15 protein-coding genes, 1 pseudogene and 2 riboswitches are annotated in these 19,266 nt (G+C 40.7%); of the genes and pseudogenes, 3 read left to right on the top strand and 13 right to left on the bottom strand.

The window, feature by feature from the left end; translation table 11 throughout:
- Positions 1–6: 6 nt before the first annotated feature.
- Positions 7–771, bottom strand: coding sequence for a bifunctional demethylmenaquinone methyltransferase/2-methoxy-6-polyprenyl-1,4-benzoquinol methylase UbiE (ubiE, locus tag PVK62_RS05935; RefSeq protein WP_274443668.1), 765 nt, complete (start codon positions 769–771; stop codon positions 7–9).
- Between the two features lie 41 nt (positions 772–812).
- Entirely contained in the window at positions 813–2,333 is a 1,521-nt protein-coding gene (rmuC, locus tag PVK62_RS05940) for a DNA recombination protein RmuC (RefSeq protein WP_274443669.1), read from the bottom strand.
- 127 nt (positions 2,334–2,460) lie between these two features.
- Between rmuC and PVK62_RS05945 the strand changes: the two genes are divergently transcribed.
- Positions 2,461–3,372 (top strand): DMT family transporter, encoded by a 912-nt coding sequence (locus PVK62_RS05945; RefSeq protein WP_274443670.1) that lies wholly within the window; start codon positions 2,461–2,463, stop codon positions 3,370–3,372.
- 81 nt (positions 3,373–3,453) lie between these two features.
- On the opposite strand, the gene tsrA is transcribed toward PVK62_RS05945, so the two are convergent.
- On the bottom strand, positions 3,454–3,738 hold the full coding sequence (gene tsrA / locus PVK62_RS05950; protein WP_274443671.1) for an H-NS-like global regulator TsrA: 285 nt from the start codon (positions 3,736–3,738) through the stop codon (positions 3,454–3,456).
- A 164-nt stretch (positions 3,739–3,902) separates the two neighbouring features.
- Positions 3,903–5,126, bottom strand: coding sequence for a multidrug effflux MFS transporter (locus PVK62_RS05955; RefSeq protein ID WP_274443672.1), 1,224 nt, complete (start codon positions 5,124–5,126; stop codon positions 3,903–3,905).
- Between the two features lie 97 nt (positions 5,127–5,223).
- On the opposite strand from PVK62_RS05955, the gene PVK62_RS05960 reads away from it, so the two are divergent.
- Both PVK62_RS05960 and PVK62_RS05965 read left to right on the top strand, forming a co-directional pair.
- Positions 5,224–6,189: a LysR family transcriptional regulator gene (locus PVK62_RS05960; protein WP_274443673.1), complete on the top strand. Its 966-nt coding sequence runs from the start codon at positions 5,224–5,226 to the stop codon at positions 6,187–6,189.
- 82 nt (positions 6,190–6,271) lie between these two features.
- Entirely contained in the window at positions 6,272–8,065 is a 1,794-nt protein-coding gene (locus tag PVK62_RS05965; RefSeq protein ID WP_274443674.1) for an aminopeptidase P family protein, read from the top strand.
- Between the two features lie 142 nt (positions 8,066–8,207).
- Here the strand turns inward: PVK62_RS05965 and thiH are convergent, their stop codons facing one another.
- The 9 genes and pseudogenes from thiH to PVK62_RS06010 form a co-directional block, all read right to left on the bottom strand.
- A complete protein-coding gene (gene thiH, locus PVK62_RS05970; RefSeq protein WP_274443675.1) occupies positions 8,208–9,320 on the bottom strand; it encodes a 2-iminoacetate synthase ThiH in 1,113 nt (370 codons plus the stop codon).
- Positions 9,321–9,330: 10 nt separating this feature from the next.
- Positions 9,331–10,101 carry a thiazole synthase gene (locus PVK62_RS05975; RefSeq protein ID WP_274443676.1) on the bottom strand — a complete coding sequence of 257 codons (771 nt, stop codon included), beginning with the start codon at positions 10,099–10,101 and terminating at the stop codon, positions 9,331–9,333.
- 1 nt (position 10,102) lies between these two features.
- Positions 10,103–10,315 carry a sulfur carrier protein ThiS gene (thiS, locus tag PVK62_RS05980; protein ID WP_274443677.1) on the bottom strand — a complete coding sequence of 71 codons (213 nt, stop codon included), beginning with the start codon at positions 10,313–10,315 and terminating at the stop codon, positions 10,103–10,105.
- Positions 10,308–11,165: a HesA/MoeB/ThiF family protein gene (locus tag PVK62_RS05985; protein WP_274443678.1), complete on the bottom strand. Its 858-nt coding sequence runs from the start codon at positions 11,163–11,165 to the stop codon at positions 10,308–10,310. The genes thiS and PVK62_RS05985 overlap by 8 nt, the downstream gene beginning before the upstream one ends.
- A pseudogene (gene thiE, locus PVK62_RS05990) lies at positions 11,158–11,820 on the bottom strand (thiamine phosphate synthase); the annotation flags it as partial. The gene PVK62_RS05985 and the pseudogene thiE, both read right to left, overlap by 8 nt.
- Before the next feature lie 66 nt (positions 11,821–11,886).
- Positions 11,887–13,821, bottom strand: coding sequence for a phosphomethylpyrimidine synthase ThiC (thiC, locus tag PVK62_RS05995; RefSeq protein WP_274443680.1), 1,935 nt, complete (start codon positions 13,819–13,821; stop codon positions 11,887–11,889).
- Positions 13,822–14,011: 190 nt separating this feature from the next.
- A riboswitch (TPP riboswitch) is annotated at positions 14,012–14,123 on the bottom strand.
- Positions 14,124–14,400: 277 nt separating this feature from the next.
- A complete protein-coding gene (locus PVK62_RS06000) occupies positions 14,401–15,780 on the bottom strand; it encodes a voltage-gated chloride channel family protein (RefSeq protein ID WP_274443681.1) in 1,380 nt (459 codons plus the stop codon).
- 126 nt (positions 15,781–15,906) lie between these two features.
- A riboswitch (Fluoride riboswitch) is annotated at positions 15,907–15,973 on the bottom strand.
- Positions 15,974–16,081: 108 nt separating this feature from the next.
- The gene (locus tag PVK62_RS06005) at positions 16,082–16,276 is read right to left on the bottom strand and encodes a hypothetical protein (protein ID WP_274443682.1); all 195 of its coding nucleotides are present in this window, start codon (positions 16,274–16,276) and stop codon (positions 16,082–16,084) included.
- 82 nt (positions 16,277–16,358) lie between these two features.
- On the bottom strand, positions 16,359–19,112 hold the full coding sequence (locus PVK62_RS06010) for a M16 family metallopeptidase (RefSeq protein WP_274443715.1): 2,754 nt from the start codon (positions 19,110–19,112) through the stop codon (positions 16,359–16,361).
- Positions 19,113–19,266 lie beyond the last annotated feature (154 nt).

A 19,266-nucleotide genomic window follows, 5' to 3' on the forward strand; every position in this document is an offset into this window, starting at 1 on the left:
TATCCTTTAAAACTTGTAACCACGGTGCAATGCAACAATACCACCGGTTAGGTTGTAGTAATTTGTTTGTTCAAAACCCGCCTCTTCCATCATGCCCTTCAATGTCTCTTGATCTGGGTGCATACGAATAGATTCAGCAAGATAACGATAGCTGTCTGCATCATTTGCGATGATTTGACCCATTTTTGGTAATAGGTGAAAAGAGTACGCGTCGTAAATTTTTGATAATGGTTCAAGAATTGGTTTTGAAAATTCCAGCACGAGTAGACGACCACCCGGCTTAAGCACGCGGAACATCGAACGTAATGCTTTGTCTTTATCGGTTACATTGCGAAGACCAAAACTAATGGTGATACAATCAAAGTGATCATCTGGGAATGGCAGTTCTTCCGCATTTGCTTGTACGTAATTCACGTTACCAACAATACCCATATCGCGTAATTTATCGCGACCGACGTTCAACATTGAGTTGTTGATGTCCGCTAAAATTACTTGGCCTGTATCACCAACAATACGCGAGAATTTAGCCGTAAGATCACCCGTACCACCAGCTAAATCAAGAACTTTATGACCAGGACGTACGCCACTGCAATCAATCGTGAATCGTTTCCATACGCGATGCACACCACCAGACATAAGGTCATTCATGATGTCGTATTTTGCTGCTACAGAGTGAAATACCTCCGCAACTTTCGCTACTTTTTCGTCTTTCGCGACTGTGGTGAAGCCGAAGTGTGTTGTTTCTTCAGCCATGTTCATCTTGTCCGTCATTTTTCGTCCTCTAGAGATTGTTCTCTGAATTCAACAGCGCTCTAGTCTACTTTATCCAAGCCATTATCACCAAGTGTTTGCATCGTATCTGTTTCAAAAGATTGCTCAATAAATTTACGATTTATATCTCGCTTCACTTCAACGCCTAGCTCTTTAAAGCTTTCTGCCTGACGAATAAGATTGCCTCGCCCACTTGCGAGTTTATTCATTGCACCTTGATAACTTTGATTGGCTTTATCTAATGAGCCACCAACGGCTTCCATATCATCAACAAATAAACGCATTTTGTCGTATAATTTACTGGCCCGATCGGCAATGATTTTGGCATTTTGGTTTTGTCTCTCGTTACGCCATAAATTGCTAATGGTTCTTAGTGCTACGAGCAAAGTAGTAGGGCTTACAATTATAATGTTCTGTTCCATGGCGTCTGATATTAAAGATGGATCCGCTTCAATAGCGACTTGGAACGCTGGCTCTACGGGAATAAACATTAAGACATAATCAAGGCTACGTAAGCCATTTAACTTATGGTAATCCTTTTTACTTAATCCACGTAAATGCGCACGAATGGCCATTAAGTGCTCATCCAATGCTTGTTCTTTTTGATTGAAGTCATCACTGTTGAAAAATCGCTCATACGCCACTAAGGTCATTTTTGAATCGACCACGACATCTTTCTCATCAGGTAAGTGAACAATCACATCAGGATAAAAACGTTTACCATCGTCATCATCCATACTGACTTGAGTATCGTACTCATGTCCCTCTCGTAAGCCTGATCCTTGCAATACACGAGAAAGGACCACTTCACCCCAATTGCCCTGCTGCTTGTTGTCACCTTTAAGGGCATTGGTCAGGTTTACCGCCTCTTGTGTCATTCGTTCGTTCAGCTGTTGCAAGCTGCGAATTTCATGCACCAAGGTGTGACGTTCTTTGGCTTCAAAACCAAAACTGTCGTTAACCTGTCTTTTAAACCCTTCGAGCTGTTCTTTTAATGGTGACAGCAAGCCTTCTAAACTGACTTTGTTTTGCTCATCAACGGTTTTGGTTTTTTGTTCAAACAACTGATTCGCTAAGTTTTCAAATTGCTGCTTTAAACGCAACTCTGCACGCTCTAGCATCTCAAGCTTTTCTTGGCTCGATTTACGCTCTTCTTCATGACGCGCTTCTTGCTCTCTCAGCTCCGCTTCTACATTAGAATTGGCTTGACGTGAAAACTCTAATTGTTGAGTTAAGAATTCTTTCTCTTTTTGGATAGCCTCAAAATAACGCAGCTTTTCCATAGCAGCCATTAAACGACCATGAGATTGTTTTTGCTCTTGGGCAAGCTTATCTCTTTCTAAATCCAGTTCATTCAACTCACTTTGCTGTTTCTCTAACTGCAGATTGAGCTGGTTTAATTGAGTTGATGCGAGTTTTTTTTCTGATTCTAATTCATGCTCTAATAAGGCTAATTCTTGTTGATTACGACTTTTTGTTAATACATGAGCAACGGCATAAGCAATGCTTGCCCCCGCAAAACCAAACAATAAGTGCCCACCAAATTGATTAAAAAATTCCATAACTCACTCAATACAAAAACTTATTCTTATAGGATATTTTGATACTGGATAAATGTCCAGTTAACACTATTTTTCAAGCGCAGGTACACTCCAGATCTAAATGGATTTATAACTGAGAATAATAACAATGAATGAACGTCGTGCTTTAGGCTTTGGAATGGCTGCGGTGCTCTTATGGTCAACCGTGGCAACCGCTTTTAAAATCACTTTAGAACACTTTACCCCCACCCAAATGCTCACCATTGCCTGTATGGTTTCTATTATTGCACTAGCGGCCGTTGCGGCTTACCAAAAAACCTTATCGCAATTAGTGAACACCTTGGTTGCCAACCCTTTGTACTACATTTTACTTGGCGCGATTAATCCACTGGCTTATTACTTAGTTCTCTTCAAATCTTACGATTTACTGCCTGCTTCTCAAGCCCAACCAATCAACTACAGCTGGGCAATTACTTTGACGTTAATGGCGGCGGTTTTTCTTGGTCAAAAAATACGTAAGCAAGATTGGATAGCTTGTGTCTTGGGTTACGCTGGGGTTATCGTTATTGCCACCAAGGGTGATGTGTTAGGCTTAGAATTTGACAGCCCTTTAGGTGTCGGGCTGGCTCTCGTTTCAACCTTATTATGGGCAAGTTATTGGATTTTAAATACGAAAAACAAGGCTGATCCAATTCTTGGTTTATTGCTTGGCTTTTTAGTCGCTTTACCTGTGGCGATTGGCTTGAGTATTTATGAAGGTGCGCCTTGGGAACAAATCCCAATAAGGGGTTGGTTAGCGGTATCTTATGTCGGTTTGTTTGAGATGGGTATCACGTTTGTATTGTGGCTATCTGCACTGCGTTTAACTAAAAATACAGCACGTATTAGTAACCTGATTTTTGCTTCTCCTTTTATTTCGTTACTGCTGTTGGCAAACATTATTGGTGAAGAGATCCATCCATCAACCTTAATTGGCTTGGTTATGATTGTGTGTGGATTACTCGTTCAACAATTTTATGGTAAGAAAAAAGAGACAAAGATTGCAATTGAAAGTGAATAGCTAGTGGTTTATCAGGCACAAAAAAAGCAGCGTTTATTCGCTGCTTTTTAATTTATGTGGCTTATTTACATTAAGCACACATTATTTGTTTGCTAAATAAGCTTGAAAATCTTCTAAAGAGACGCCTTCTTTGGCCATTTCTTCGGCTAATTTTTTTGTTGTTTCGCCTTTGCGCTCTTCAATTACCACTTGAAATTGGTAAATAAGATCACGCAATGTTGGTACAGACACTTGTCGTGCTGCACTTCGTACTCGTTCTTGGCTTTGATTACCAAGTTCTGAAAGAAGTCGGCCAAACATGAGTTTCTCTGGCGACTCATCCATTTGCTCTAGAACACGAGCCATTTCAATAATAGACATCGACATTGCGTGTTTTGCCCTGTTTTTATAATCAATCAATAATAATCTAAGTGTGAATATACACTGAAACGAAAACTAACTGAATATATTAAAAGCCAAAAACGCTCCATTTATGTACAAATTATGCGATTAACCTCGAACGATACAAGTCACACTAGAGAATAGAGAGTTTAGCTTAACTCTGTTATTTTCTCTGAATGCCATACTTTGCCTTTTTTACTTAATAGGATCAGCAAGCCTGGGATAAGAAGCCACATCATTAGTGTTAGAAGCTGTGCAGAAGGGAGTGCTAATCTTTGCATTGTGCCAACAATGACGCCTGCACCACTCATTTGAAACAACCCTAATAATGCAGCAGCAGTACCCGCTCTATCACCAAAGGGTGCTAATGCTTTGCCTGCCGCCGAACCCAGTACCCATGCGAAGCCTACTGACGAGAAGAAAATCGGGATCATAAACGCCCAAGCTTGCTGAATATGTTGGAACCCTAGCATCAACCCACCTGCGGCGATGAGCACACTCAAGCCAAAAAGAAGGGCTTTTCGAGTTCCGAATCTGATCATAAATTTAGGTGCAGCAAAACACGCCGCAATATTTAATACCGCATTTACCGCAAACCAATTCGTAAATTCTTGCATTGTCAGCCCAAGCTTATCAATCAGAAATACGGGGGCTGAAGTAACATAAGCTAAGATAACTCCCATCGCTAACATACATAAGGTTGCGTGGAATAAGAACGTTGGATGCTGTAATACCGACCAGTAACGAGATGGGCTGATTAAGCGCCCTGTTTGTACTGCATCTTTCGGTTTTGTTTCTTTATAATTAATCGCGATCAACGCTAGAGCAACTAGTGCAAAACCTGCCATAAAACTGAAGTTTGAACGCCAGCCAAAATGAATGGTTAAGTAGCTACCTAAAATAGGGGCTAATGCAGGAATAAAACAGATTGCCCCGTTAAGGTAACTGATCATTCGGCCACTTTTTTCTGCACCAAACGAATCACGTACCGAAGCAAAAGCCGCAACTGACGTCGCACACGCCCCAAAACCTTGCAGCAGTCGAGCAACTAATAGCATTTCCATCTCTTGAGCGGAATACGCAAGAGCCGCACTCAAGCCATAAATAACAATACCCGTTAAAGCAATTGGACGACGTCCATAGCGATCGGCCAATGGTCCCGCAAATAATTGCCCAAGCCCCATGCTAAACATAAACCAAGTAATCGTATCTTGACCTAACGTTGGCGCTACTTGAAATTCACTTACCATCATAGGTAAAGCAGGAAGGTATATATCGATAGCTAATGGACTAAATAAAACCAAAATAACCATTAACGTAATAATTTTTTTATCTGATTGTTGTATTGGTAATGCTGAAACTGGCGTGTGCATGTGTAACTCCTAAAATAGTCCGTGGAGTGTACGTAATTAGAGATATGAACAGAAATGGTTTATATTCAGATCTAACATTCTATTTTGGAATATCTCTATGTTTTTTGAAAAACTGAGCAAAGTCGACCTCAATTTATTGCTTACACTTCATCTATTGTTGGAAGAAAAAAGCGTGACGCGTGCAGCGCAGCGTCTTTGTTTAAGCCAGTCTGCGGTCAGTAAAAACTTAGCGAAATTACGTGAACAATTTAATGACCCTCTATTTACTCGTACTGCTTATGGCCTACTCCCCACAGCCAAAGCTCGTAATCTTCAGCGACAGCTGCAAACCTTATTAAGTCATTTGGAAAGCATCACAGAATCTGCGATCTTTGAGCCTCAACGCAGTCATTACCGTTTTCGCGTCGGTTTAGTCGAGAGCACTTATCCACTGCTTTTGCCACACTTCATGTCTTACATTTTAAATGAAGCGCCGAATGTCATGCTCGATACCCACGCCTGGGATACCAATACCTTAAAGAAACTGCAATCAGGCGAAATGGACATTGGTATTACCGGGAAAGATCTCGATCCAAAATACGCCAACATCACAATGCAAATGCCTGCTGACATTCGAGGCCAAGAGATTTATCGAGACAGCCAAATGTGCTTGGTTCGCCAAGACCATCCGGTACTCACTCAAGAATGGACACTAGATACTTACCTTCAACAACGTCATGTTCAAGTGCGTTGTGATGGTAAAGATCAATGGCTGCTTGATTACAAACTTGCCGATAAAGGATTAGAGCGAAGCATTGGTATTATCGTGCCTGATTTTAATAGCGCCGCCAGTTTATGCACCCATACTGATTTAGTGTTCACCGCCCCAAGTCACTTTATTAAACTTGTCGCCAAGCAACTCAATTTAGTTGTATTACCTCTACCAACAGAGCTGCCCCAAATGGCCTACACGCTCTTTTGGCACCAACAAAAAGACAATGATGCAGCCAATTGTTGGCTACGCAATATCATTATTAGCCACTGCCAAGATTTATCAGCATCAACAATTGCAGATACGCAATAAAAACGCTAGGTTATAGCTCAATAATATAACTATGCTTCTGCCTCGGAACGATACGGACAGAACAATAATAAGGACAATCCAGATGCATCCTCAAACTTCTCAACGCATTGAGCAACTTCGCTCTTGGCTTGCACAACAAGATTTCGACGCCCTTATCATTCCACATGAAGATGAATTTTTAGGCGAGTACATTCCTGAGCATAACGAACGTCTATTGTGGGCAACAGGGTTTACTGGCTCTGCTGGTGCTGCGGTTATCACCAAAGATAAAGCCGCTATTTTTGTTGATGGTCGTTACACGGTTCAAGTTCGTAAACAAGTACCTGCAGAAGTGTTTGAATATCGTCACCTTCATGAAGAGCCGCTATTAGAGTGGATTAAAGATACGTTAGCTACCAATGCTAAAGTGGCTATTGATCCTCGCATGCACACAGCACAATGGCTTAAGAGTGCAGCAAAAACCATTGAAGGTTTTGTCACTCTTGAAACGCTCAGCGAAAATCCAATCGACTTAATTTGGAATGACCGTCCTAAGGTTAACGTCTCTGATGTTCGTTTAATGGAATTAGATCTAGTAGGCCAATCAAGCGCCGATAAACGTCAAGAAATAGCCAAAGAAGTAACAAAGAAAAATGCAGATGCAGCACTATTAACGCAATTAGATTCAATTTGTTGGTTACTGAACGTGCGTGGTTTAGACGTATCTCGTCTTCCAGTATTGCTTTCTCATGCGATTATTCACGCAGATCAAACCGTGGATTTCTTCTTAGATCCGAGCCGCCTTCCAGCAGAGTTTGACGCTCATGTAGGTAACGGTGTTCGTGTTCACAAACCAGAAGCCCTTCAAGCAATTCTACAATCACTTACTGGTAAAAAAGTGTTAGTTGATTCAGCAACCTCAAACGCATGGATGTCATTAGTATTATCTGATGCAGGTGCTGAAATCATTGAAGCGTCAGATCCATGTTTACTACCAAAAGCCGCTAAAAACGAAACAGAAAAGGCTGGCATGAAAGCGTGTCATATTCGTGATGGCGTTGCGATGGTGAAATTTTTAACTTGGTTTGATGCTGAGATCGAAGCGGGCAATTTACATGACGAAGCGGTACTTGCTGATAAACTTCAAGGTTTCCGAGAGGAAGATGCAACCTTAGCTGATTTAAGTTTTGACACCATTTCAGCAGCAGCAGGCAATGCAGCAATGTGTCACTACAATCATGAAAACCAACCTGAACCAGGTAAGCTACAAATGAACAGCTTATACCTTGTTGATTCAGGCGGTCAGTACCCAGATGGCACAACAGACATTACTCGTACCTTGCCAGTAGGTACACCAAGTGATGACATCAAGCAGCAATTTACTTTGGTGTTAAAAGGCCACATTGGTTTGGCTTCTGCTCGCTTCCCTAAGGGAACTTGCGGTCATCAACTAGATATCCTTGCTCGCCAGCATTTATGGGCTCAAGGCTACGATTACGATCACGGCACGGGTCACGGTGTTGGTCACTTCCTAAGTGTTCACGAAGGACCTCAACGTATTGCTAAAGTAGTCAACAACACCGCTCTTATCCCAGGAATGGTGTTATCTAATGAGCCTGGTTATTATCGTTCAGATGAGTTTGGTATCCGTATTGAGAACTTAGAGCTGGTCGTTGAAATCGAAACTCAAGGTGATTTCTCGGTTCTTGGTTTTGAGTCTTTAACTCGTTGCCCTATCGATAAGCGTTTAATCAATGTTGATATGTTGAACCGCCCAGAACTAACTTGGCTAAACAACTATCACCAGAAAGTGTGGGATGAAGTAAGCCCATTGGTTGAAGGTGATGTAAAAGAGTGGCTAAAACAAGCCACTGCTGAATTAAGCTACGAAAGCTAATCAATTAAAGCACAATAAAGAAAATGCCACGTATCTATTGTACAGAAGAGTAAATGTATAAAAGAGCAAACGTGGCATTTTTATTTAAAAATCTCTTAAGGGTAAAAACAATCGTTTACCCCTTGATGTTTCATGTGAAACATCAACTTGAATAGCTTCTATCCCAATCTTTCCAAACTGGTTCAAACCCCCTCGCTTGTACCGCTAAAGACACTGACTCAGCAGATCGCTCATCACTAATAGAAAACTGTTCAAGCTCTTGAACATCATTCGCGTACCCACCCGGTTGAGTTTTCGATGCTGCTGATATTGACGTTATCCCCAAAGGCAACACATTATCTCTAAAGTGTGCCGACTCTCTAGTAGACAGTGACAACTCAACGTCAGGGTTTAATAACCGGTAAGCACAAATTAGCTGAACTAACTGCTTATCACTCATGATAGATTTAGGTTGAAATGCACCTTCACATGGTCGCAATCTTGGAAATGAAATCGAATAACGCGTTTGCCAATATCGACGCTCTAAGTAGTCCAAATGCGCTGCCACAAAAAAACAATCCGTTCGCCACTCTTCTAAACCGATAAGTGCACCAATACCTATTTTGTCTATGCCCGCTTTTGCTAATCTATCTGGTGTTTCTAATCGGTATTTAAAATCCATTTTATTACCACGAAGATGATGCGCCGCATACGTCGATGGATGATACGTTTCTTGATACACCATCACCGCATCCAACCCTAAGGTTTTTAATTCTGCATACTCTTCTTGTTCAAGAGGCTGAACTTCCATCGCAAGGTAATTAAACGACTGTTTTATCTGTGGTAGTGTTTGACGAAAATAATTCATTCCAACTTTAGTTTCGTGCTCTCCTGTAACCAAAAGCACACTATCAAAGTTCATCGTTTTAATTGCTGCCATTTCTTGTGCTATTTCATCTTGATTAAGGGTCTTCCTCTTAATTCGATTCTCCATTGAAAAACCACAATAAGTACATGCGTTGGCACATAGATTAGAAAGATACAAAGGAATATAAAACCCCATCGTATGACCAAATCGCTGTCGAGTTAAACGGGCAGATTCTTGAGCCATTTGTTCAAGGTAGCTTTCTGCTGCTGGAGAAACTAATGCTTTAAAGTCTTCTAGATCCCGCTTGGGTTTATTCAACGCCCTTTCAACATCATGATGTGTTTTGCTATAGATGGAGAGTTTAACCTCATCCCAATGTAACTTTTTCCATTCATCAGTAAATGTCATTTCATTCACCTTAATCAAGAAATGCCGTTAATGGACTAGAAGCAACGGCTTGGGTATTTACGGCTGCTAAGCCATTCTCGTAAGCTAATCGACCAGATTGCACCGCTAACTTGAATGCCGTTGCCATTGCGATTGGATTTCTAGCGGCAGCAATCGCCGTATTCACCAACACTGCATCTGCTCCCATTTCCATCGCAAAAGCCGCATGTGATGGCGCACCAATGCCAGCATCAACCACAACCGGTACTCGTGCTTGGTCGATAATAATCTCTAAAAAATCGCGACTGACAATGCCTTTATTTGAACCAATCGGCGCACCTAGTGGCATTACAGTAGCGCATCCTACTTCTTCTAATCGCTTGCACAACACCGGATCAGCATGACAATAAGGCAAGACAATAAACCCTTGCCTCACTAGCTCTTCTGCTGCTTTTAGGGTTTCAATTGGATCTGGCATTAAGTACTTAGGATCTGGATGAATCTCTAATTTTAGCCAGTTTGTACCCAATGCTTCACGCGCCAGTTGTGCGGCAAAGATTGCTTCTCTAGCGTTCTTCGCTCCTGACGTATTTGGCAATAAGTTAATTCCAGCATCAACAATGGGTTTTAATATATTGTCTTCTGGGTTAGTCACCTCTACACGCTTCAGTGCCATGGTCGCCAACTCAGAGCCCGACGCGATTAATGATTTTTGCATTATGTCTGAGTTGGGAAATTTTCCGGTTCCAGTAAACAAACGTGATGAAAAAGATTTGCCAGCAATGATTAATGATCCACTCATGTTAGCCTCCTGCTATCGCTTGAAATAATGAAATGCTTTCGCCATCAGAAAGCCGACGGGTCTGCCACTCTGCTCTTGGGATAATTTGATTGTTCATCGCCAATGCACATCCTTGAGTATCAACCTTATGCAGGGTAAGAAAAGAGTGAATTGAGAGTGCTTTTTCTATTCGATAAACCACATTATTCAGCTCTATTGTTATTAGATTACTCACAGAAAAACGCTCCATTAATACACTCTTGGCTTTGCCATGTTTCACGTGAAACATGATGGTGTTCTTGAGATGGACGACAAACAGAACAAGTGTTGTCTTTAGGAATATCAATGCTAGACCATTGAAGTGATCTGCCATCAAATTGATGAATCGTACTCCACTTAATCCAATCTGGCTGAGTGAGATATTTAATGGTTTCTAACGCCTGTAGATTACCGATCATGCCAACCACAGGACCGATAATGCCAAATGACTGACAGTTTTGCGTTTGCTGACTTTCTGTAAATGGAAACAAGCAATGGTAGCAAGCTGATGCATTTTGATTATCCTGTTGCTGATTAGAGAACAGCATCAGTTGTCCCTGCCACCCGATTGCCGCACCAGAAATAAGTGCCACTCCGTTTTTTACACAAGCAGCATTAATCTCATGACGCGTAAATAAGTTATCGCTACAGTCGAGAACGACATCCACTTGGTTAATAAAGCGAGATAATTCTGGCTCTGTTAGTTTGTGACTGATCACTTCAATATGAGTTGTACCGTTCAGCCCTTTAAGTTGCTGCGCCATTGCCATCGCTTTATTTTGGTTTAGGTTGTTATCGCGATAGATCACTTGACGCTGTAAGTTGCTTAACTCAACCTTGTCTCCATCGGCAATAATTAATGTACCGATACCAGAAGCGGATAAATACATTCCGACAGCAGAGCCAAGCCCGCCACAACCAATCATCAATACTGTGCTATTTCTTAGTGATAACTGCCCTTTTTCACCAATATCAGGCAACATGACTTGGCGGCTATAACGGAGGAAATCTTGATCATTGAGTCCCTCCATGAGTAAGTTACTCATAAGTAGCCTCAACATTTTTCTTCTCTCTTGGCTTAGCAAGAATAGCAGTAAACCGAGTAATAACTTCTTCGACATTGCTCGCCTGAGTAATCGCACGAACTACCGCAATACTGTCTACACCGGTTTGCCACACTTGCTCTGCGACCGTAAGATCAATGCCACCAATAGCAACGGTTGGAGTATCACCTGCTAGCTGTTGGTTTTTTGCTAGGTTAACTAGGCCTTGTGGTTGTGATGGCATCTCTTTCGTCGGTGTAGGAAAAATATGACCAAGCGCTAAATAACTTGGATTTAATGCTTTTACTTTTAGTAGCTCTCTGCCATCGTGTGTGGATAACCCAAGACAAATATTGGCATCGGAAATAGACTGTAAATCGGCAATTTCTATGTCTTCTTGCCCAAGATGAATACCAAATGCCTTATGCTTAATGGCTAATTGCCAATAGTCATTAATGAACACTTGAGCATCGTATTCTCGTCCAAGTTTAATCGCTTTGATAATCTGTTGCTCTAAATCGGTTTGCTCCGGATTCTTAATTCTCAGTTGGATGGTCTTTACATCAAGTTTTAATAGCAGCTCAATCCATGACACATCATCAACCACGGGATACAGGCCAAACTTACTTTTATCAATTCTAGGGAACGTAAACATCGCTGTCTCACTTCAATTCCGTACACAAAAGATAAGAGATGCTCCACAAGAAACACCCCGACTATCTCGTTATTCAGCTTCTACCGCTGGATGATAAAGTTCAGAGCCTGACGCTTTAAACTCTTCTGATTTCTGACGCATTCCTTCACGTGGATCATCAATCATTTTGATCTCAATCGCTTGGTCTAATGCGACTTGATCGATATCTTTAGCGTACTCACGAACCTCTTGTGAGATTTTCATTGAACAAAACTTAGGCCCACACATTGAGCAAAAGTGAGCAACTTTGCCCGACTCTTGCGGTAAGGTTTCATCGTGATATTCACGTGCAGTGATAGGATCTAGGGATAGATTAAATTGGTCTTCCCAGCGGAATTCAAAACGGGCTTTTGATAAGGCGTTATCACGAATTTGTGCTCCCGGATGTCCTTTGGCTAAATCCCCTGCGTGTGCTGCTAACTTATAAGTAATCAAACCAGTCTTCACATCGTCTTTATTTGGTAAACCTAAATGTTCTTTTGGTGTCACATAACACAACATGGCACAGCCATACCAGCCAATCATGGCAGCACCAATCCCGGAAGTAATATGGTCATACCCCGGAGCAATATCGGTGGTTAATGGGCCTAAGGTATAAAATGGCGCTTCATGGCAATGCTTCAATTGCTCGTCCATGTTCTCTTTAATCATATGCATAGGAACATGCCCAGGACCCTCGATAATCACTTGAACATCGTGATCCCACGCAACTTTGGTTAGCTCACCTAAGGTTCTTAATTCAGCAAATTGCGCTTCATCGTTAGCATCGGCAATTGAACCCGGACGTAAGCCATCGCCCAAAGATAAGGCAACATCGTACTTAGCACAGATTTCACAGATCTCGCGAAAGTGCGTATATAAGAAGCTTTCTTGGTGATGAGCCAAACACCACTTCGCAATGATTGAGCCACCGCGCGAAACAATACCCGTCACTCGCTTTGCCGTCATTGGCACATAACGAAGCAGCAAACCTGCGTGAATCGTAAAGTAATCAACCCCCTGTTCAGCTTGCTCAATTAAAGTATCTCGCATCACTTCCCAGTTTAGGTCTTCAGCAACACCATTCACTTTTTCTAACGCTTGATACATTGGAACCGTGCCAATGGGTACTGGGCTATTACGTAGAATCCACTCACGGGTTTCATGAATATTTCGACCAGTAGACAAATCCATTACGGTATCGCCGCCCCAACGTGTTGACCAAACCAGCTTTTCTACTTCTTCTTCAATTGATGAACTGACTGATGAGTTACCAATATTGGCGTTAACTTTAATTAAGAAGTTACGACCGATGATCATTGGTTCTGCTTCTGGATGGTTGATGTTTGATGGGATAATAGCGCGGCCTTCTGCCACTTCTTTACGCACAAATTCAGGAGTAATTTCTTTAGGTAAGTTAGCCCCAAAACTGTGTCCGGGGTGTTGATGATTTAACTGCTCATCTGCAAACTTTTGACGTCCCATGTTTTCACGGATCGCAATGTACTCCATTTCGGGAGTGATAATACCTTGGCGAGCATAATGCAGTTGGGTAACGCACTGTCCTTGTTTTGCGCGACGGATAGTTGGTAGGTTTCCATAACGAAGTTCATCAAGGGTATCATCCGCCAATCGTTCTTGAGAATAAACCGAACTAACCCCATTCAACATTTCTGTATCACTGCGCTCTTCAATCCAACGCTCACGCAATTTAGGTAAACCTTGATAAACATCTATCTCATAGCTTGGGTCAGTATAAACACCAGATGTGTCATAAACTTGAATTGGCTCATTCGGTTCAAGAATTGGATTGTCTTTCGTCCCACCGACCAAGCTATCAGCCAATGAAATTTCACGCATAGGAACGCGAATATCTGGACGAGAACCTTCAATATAGACTTTACTTGAATTTGGGTATGGTTGAACCGACAGCGATTCAATATTGGTTTTAGCATCTAAACGTGCTTGTTTGCGACTTGATGACATAGCAAAATTCCTTGATAAAAATAGAATAATTGCTTGTCGGATTTGAGTTGTAGCAAGAGGTTCTTAGTTTGAGATACAACAGAGAATAGACCTGCATATCTGTATGTGATGAATTACACAAATAAATTAACGCTAAAATTCAGCTACGATTTATCATTAAATAATTCGCTTAGTGATTAACAAACTAAGATAAAAATTATCTCTTGTTCCCTTCGCAGGTATTAGCCTGATCAGGTTCTACGGATCCCGCAATGCGGTCTCAGCTCGTACTATAAAAGCACTAAGCACTCCGACAAGTTTCTTTCAGATCTTTGAATCAAAATCTGAACGTGTCCGGAGTATAAAGAAAGTATGCAAAAAATGAAATGGAAGAGAAAAAAGTTATCAAGTGGTTGGCTGAGTTTGTGAGTGAACGCATATTGAGCTTTGTATGTAACAATTCATATTGAACCTTGTGTGCTTCATAGCAAAAAACCACCTTTGTCATCCGTAGTTCTTACACCACCAAATACAATGTTCTTTTTTGTGAAGAAGCACATTAGGTTCTAAACTAGATAAACCACCATGTTTCACGTGAAACTATTTGTCTTTTTTAGTTAGCTTATTCGCTAGGTGTTTTAATGACGATAAATTATGTTCACGATATGACCCAATTTTATTTAGGCCATCATGATCACGACCATGCTCTAATGTTTTAGACACAGCAACACGTTGTGAAGAGTAAATACCAGTATGGCCACTAAAGTAATAAGCGGTATAACACGCTAATGCAAAATAAGGTAAGTAATCAGCACCAAACAATTCCACCCCCATAATCGTACAAGCTAATGGTGTATTGGTTGCAGCTGCAAATACCGCAAGGAAACCCAGAGCAGCAAAAAGATCAACCGGAGCACCCATAACCCAACCCAAGAAGTTACCTAACGTAGCACCAACAAAAAACAACGGTGTTACTTCACCACCTTTATAGCCAGCAGCAAGAGTAATCGCAGTTAATACCAGTTTTAAAATCCAGCTATACCACTCTGCTCCACCTTCGGTAAATGCAGAAGTAATACTCACACCACCATCACGACTTGGATAAACACCAATACCAATGTAATCATAATTGCCAAGTAATTGCGTAATGATGATGACCATCAAACCACCCACAACTACAATCAAATATGGGTTCTTTAATGTTGCGTTAAACAGGTCTTTAAAGCCATGAGTTAACTCACCAAACAAATAACCAGCAATACCAAAACCAATTGCAGCAATAATCACTTTAGCCATTAATAAAAGGTCGATATCAACAGCATGACCAAACAAGGTACTAACCTGATCAAAGTTAATTAAATAATGCGTGTGATGGGCACCCCAAGCCGAAGCGACCACATTCGCTAAGATAGAAGCCAATAGCGCAGGAATAATGGCATTAAACTTAATACGGCCAATAAACAACACTTCAAGCGCAAAGATAGCGCCAGTAAAAGGCGTTCCAAAAATAGATGCAAAACCCGCAGCAACACCCGCGGTTAGCATCATCCGTCTATCATCTTCAGACAACTTAAAGACTTTAGATAACCAATCTGTTGTTGCACCACCAATTTGAACAGCCGTACCTTCACGACCAGCAGAGCCACCAAATAGGTGCGTGATGACCGTAGTGATTAATACCAACGGGCCCATTCGCACAGGAACCCCCTCACCCGCTTGATTTATCTCATCCATAATTAAGTTATTACCACCTGCTGAGTTTTTCCCCCAATTTCGGTAGCTATAAACAATAACTAAACCAGCGATCGGTAATAAATAAATCAGCCATGGATTCGCAATGCGAGCTTGTGTCGCTTCACTTAGTAACCATAAGAAAAATGCGTTAAATGACCCTACCAATAAAGCAACAGGTAGAATTAGTAATGACCAACGAGCTACTTGAAACAAGTTTTGCAAATTACGATTTAGAGGATGTGCCATGAGTTTCTATCTTTTAATAATGGTTAATCAAAAGGATAGACGATCTTAGAAGAGAAGAGAAATAACAAGCAGCTCTACTATAGACAGATCTATCCCAATACGATCAGAATCACTGATCAGGATAACGCTACAGTAGGAATCATTATCTCTAAATTAGAGCGGTTAAAGGTGGAAATCCATCACCCGTGACTGAAATTGGAATCAATCAACAAAGCAAATGCTACTCCTATCATTTATAAATGGCAAATAAAAAAGGCACACCAACTTAGGCATGCCTTTTCAAAATTATTCAGTAAATCATTTACCAAGTTAATACCGGAGTGTAACCACTCACCATGGTTACCATTTTTGTATTAACATTTTCGAATCCTTTCCAAAGTTTTTTTGTTACTGCTGTTTTCTTTTTTCTTGCTTGCTGTTTGCCATACATTTCTTCGTTAAGCATTTTTTTTGCCGCCATTTGACCAAGATAAACAGAACCTAAATCGTAACCCATTTAAACAAAACTCTAGATGATTAATTAAGCAGCGAATTGTACTGCTTACCCTCTAAAAAACAAGATCTAGATCACAAGAAACTCACATTGGCGTCGATAGGTACTTAAATTGATAACTATTCTTTCCGAACGAGTACTTGATTAATCTATTTATATCTTCTGCATTAACTGAATTTGCCGTTTCTGGAATACTAAATAATGCTTCAATTCCGTAGTGATGTATGGTGTAACGATTTAACAGCCATGCTTGTTGAGCACTGTTATTTTTTAGTGGTTCTAAATCAACAGCCAACTGTTTCGCTGCAGCATTAACTTCATTTTCTGTAACGCCACGTAATAGGTCTTTTATTACCTTATCAATGGCAGATTCAATAAGCTCTGCATTCTTAGGATCAACTTGTGCGCCCATAACCCAGTGAGGCTTGAACTCACTGTCAGCGTTCACCATTAGTGCATATGGTGCATAATCCAAACTGAGTTCTTCACGAACATAGTTCATCAATCTCTTAGATACGATTCTTTGCAGCATATCCTGTATGAAAATGGATTTTGCGGAGTGCTCTTCCAAGCCCTGAACCGCTATAAACTGAGAAATATAATGACTATTTTGTTCGGTATTTACTGCCATGCTAATACTCGCTACAGAATCTGATTTATAAGTAACGGCGTAATGGGTTTTCGCTGCAGCACCTAAACGGATATTTGCTAAATACTGACGAAGTAATGGTTTTAGCTCTGATGGTTTTAAGTCAGCCACAATCACTAACTGATAATTACGGTTCTGCTGAAATAATAGCTGATGTACTCGTTTAATCTGCTCGCGAGTAACTCGATTTACCCCCTCCCCATCAAGCAGTTGATGTCGATTAGTAGAAGAATAAGTGTTTCTATTGATCGCTTTGGTCAATTGACCAAGAGACGTCGACATATAAGCGTCTCTATTTTGTTCAAACTCCTGCTTTACTGCTTTTAACTGCCCTTCATCAACATTAATTCCAGACATAATTGCGGTAATTACAGCAAATGTCTCAGCAAGCCCTTCCTTATCCGTAATGCCTTCAAGACCGTGATGAGTAAAATTAATAAAAGGGTAAAGCTCAATGCCTTCATTTCTCAAATGTGCGTCTAATTGAGAACCTGTCAATTTACCAAGGCCACTACGAGTAACCGCTGGTATCGCTATATTAGCTGCTGGTATCAACTCTGAAGGTAATGCTGCTATTCCTCCTTGGCTTGCTAACGAAAACACCACTTCATCACCGGCATCGGTTTTTCTCAAATAAAGAACATTTAAGCCGTTATCTAGCGTCCAACGAGTTAAATCAATATCCTCAAATAACTTAGTTTCAGACAAAATCATTCCACTGGTCATCGGGACAGGAAAAGCGGCACTAACATTATTAGTTAATGGTTCACTTCCTGATTTTGCATATACAGACTGTAATGCAGGAATACTTGATTCTATTTGAGTGAGTGATTCAGAAGTATCAACGCCAATAGCAAATTGATATGAAGAGGAAAGCAACTCGTCAATATGATCATTAACTAACGTCAAATCTGTCGCTGCTAAAAATGCCTTCAAACTTGCTTTGTAATCTAAACTTGATTGACTTATTTGCTGAGACACAATGCCATTAACTCTGTTTTCAACATGGTCATAAGGCGTCAATTTTTCTCGGTTTGCATCAAGATTATCAAGTTGATGATGGTAAGGTTGGAGTAAATTATCTAACTCACCATATGACACGCCATGATCTCGCAATGACGCTAGCGTATCTAAAAATAGAGTTTGGCTTTGAGTTCTATAGCTAGCTGGAAATGATACAGAAGAGATGAAATAACGCTGATCAGAGACATAATAATCCGTCGAATAAATCCATTGAACAGGCATTGCGGCATCAATATATACCCCACCTAATCTTTGCTGAATAATTGAATGTGCAATGTCATCTAACCATAAGTGATGCTGCTGCTCTCTTGTATTTACTCTAAAATCACCACGATCAATAACTAGAGCAATACTTGGTGGCTCACCACTCGAAACTTTAGCAATAAAGTCATTTTGATTTAAAGGCTCTAATGGCATCGTACTGACGACTGACGTGCCTTTCTTCCAACTTTCAAAATGCTTAGTTATAAGATTAATCGCATTTTCAAGAGTGATATCCCCACTAATCACAATTTCAGTTAATTGAGGTTGATACCACTGATGATAAAACTCCGCGAGTGATATTGAAGCCGCAGATAAAACCGACGCTTTATTTCCAATAGGATCGCTGCTTTCATACATCGTTCCCATTGTCATATGATCATAAAATTGATCAGAGATCGCTTTATCTTCTAATCTGGAGTAACGAAACTCCCCAAGAATGACCGCTTTCTCTTTTTCTACTTCTTTAGGTGACAGTTTAATGCCATCACCAATATCTCTCATCCAAATAAATGCATTATTCAACTGAGAATTATCAGGAAGATCGAGTTTATACACAGTTTCAGCATAAGAGGTGTAAGCATTAATATCTGCGCCAAAACTTAGTCCGGCATCTTCAAATAGAGAGATCACATCATTTTGCGAGAAGTGTTCACTGCCATTAAAAGCCATGTGCTCTACAAAATGAGCGTAGCCTTTTTGGCTTTCAGTTTCTTGAAATGAACCAGTATGAACAATAAAACGAATAGAGACTTCTTTCTCTCGATCAGGATAAATATGGTAACGGAACCCATTATCAAGCTGACCGCTGACCCAGCGAGGATCCGATGTTAATTCGGTAACTGATGTCGTTTCACACCCTGATATAAACAAGCAGGCAATAAACGCTAACCAATAATTTTTCATCATACATCCTTGTAGTTATGTTTATATTTTATTCGCTTCATATCTGAATATAAATTGAGCATAATTACAAGAAATAAATATAAATAGTTATTATTATCAATAGGGATTTACTCGTTGCTTATTTACTCCCCCAATAAAAAAGGCACCCTTTATT

The organism is Aliivibrio sp. S3MY1 (assembly GCF_028765575.1).
GTDB lineage: Bacteria > Pseudomonadota > Gammaproteobacteria > Enterobacterales > Vibrionaceae > Aliivibrio.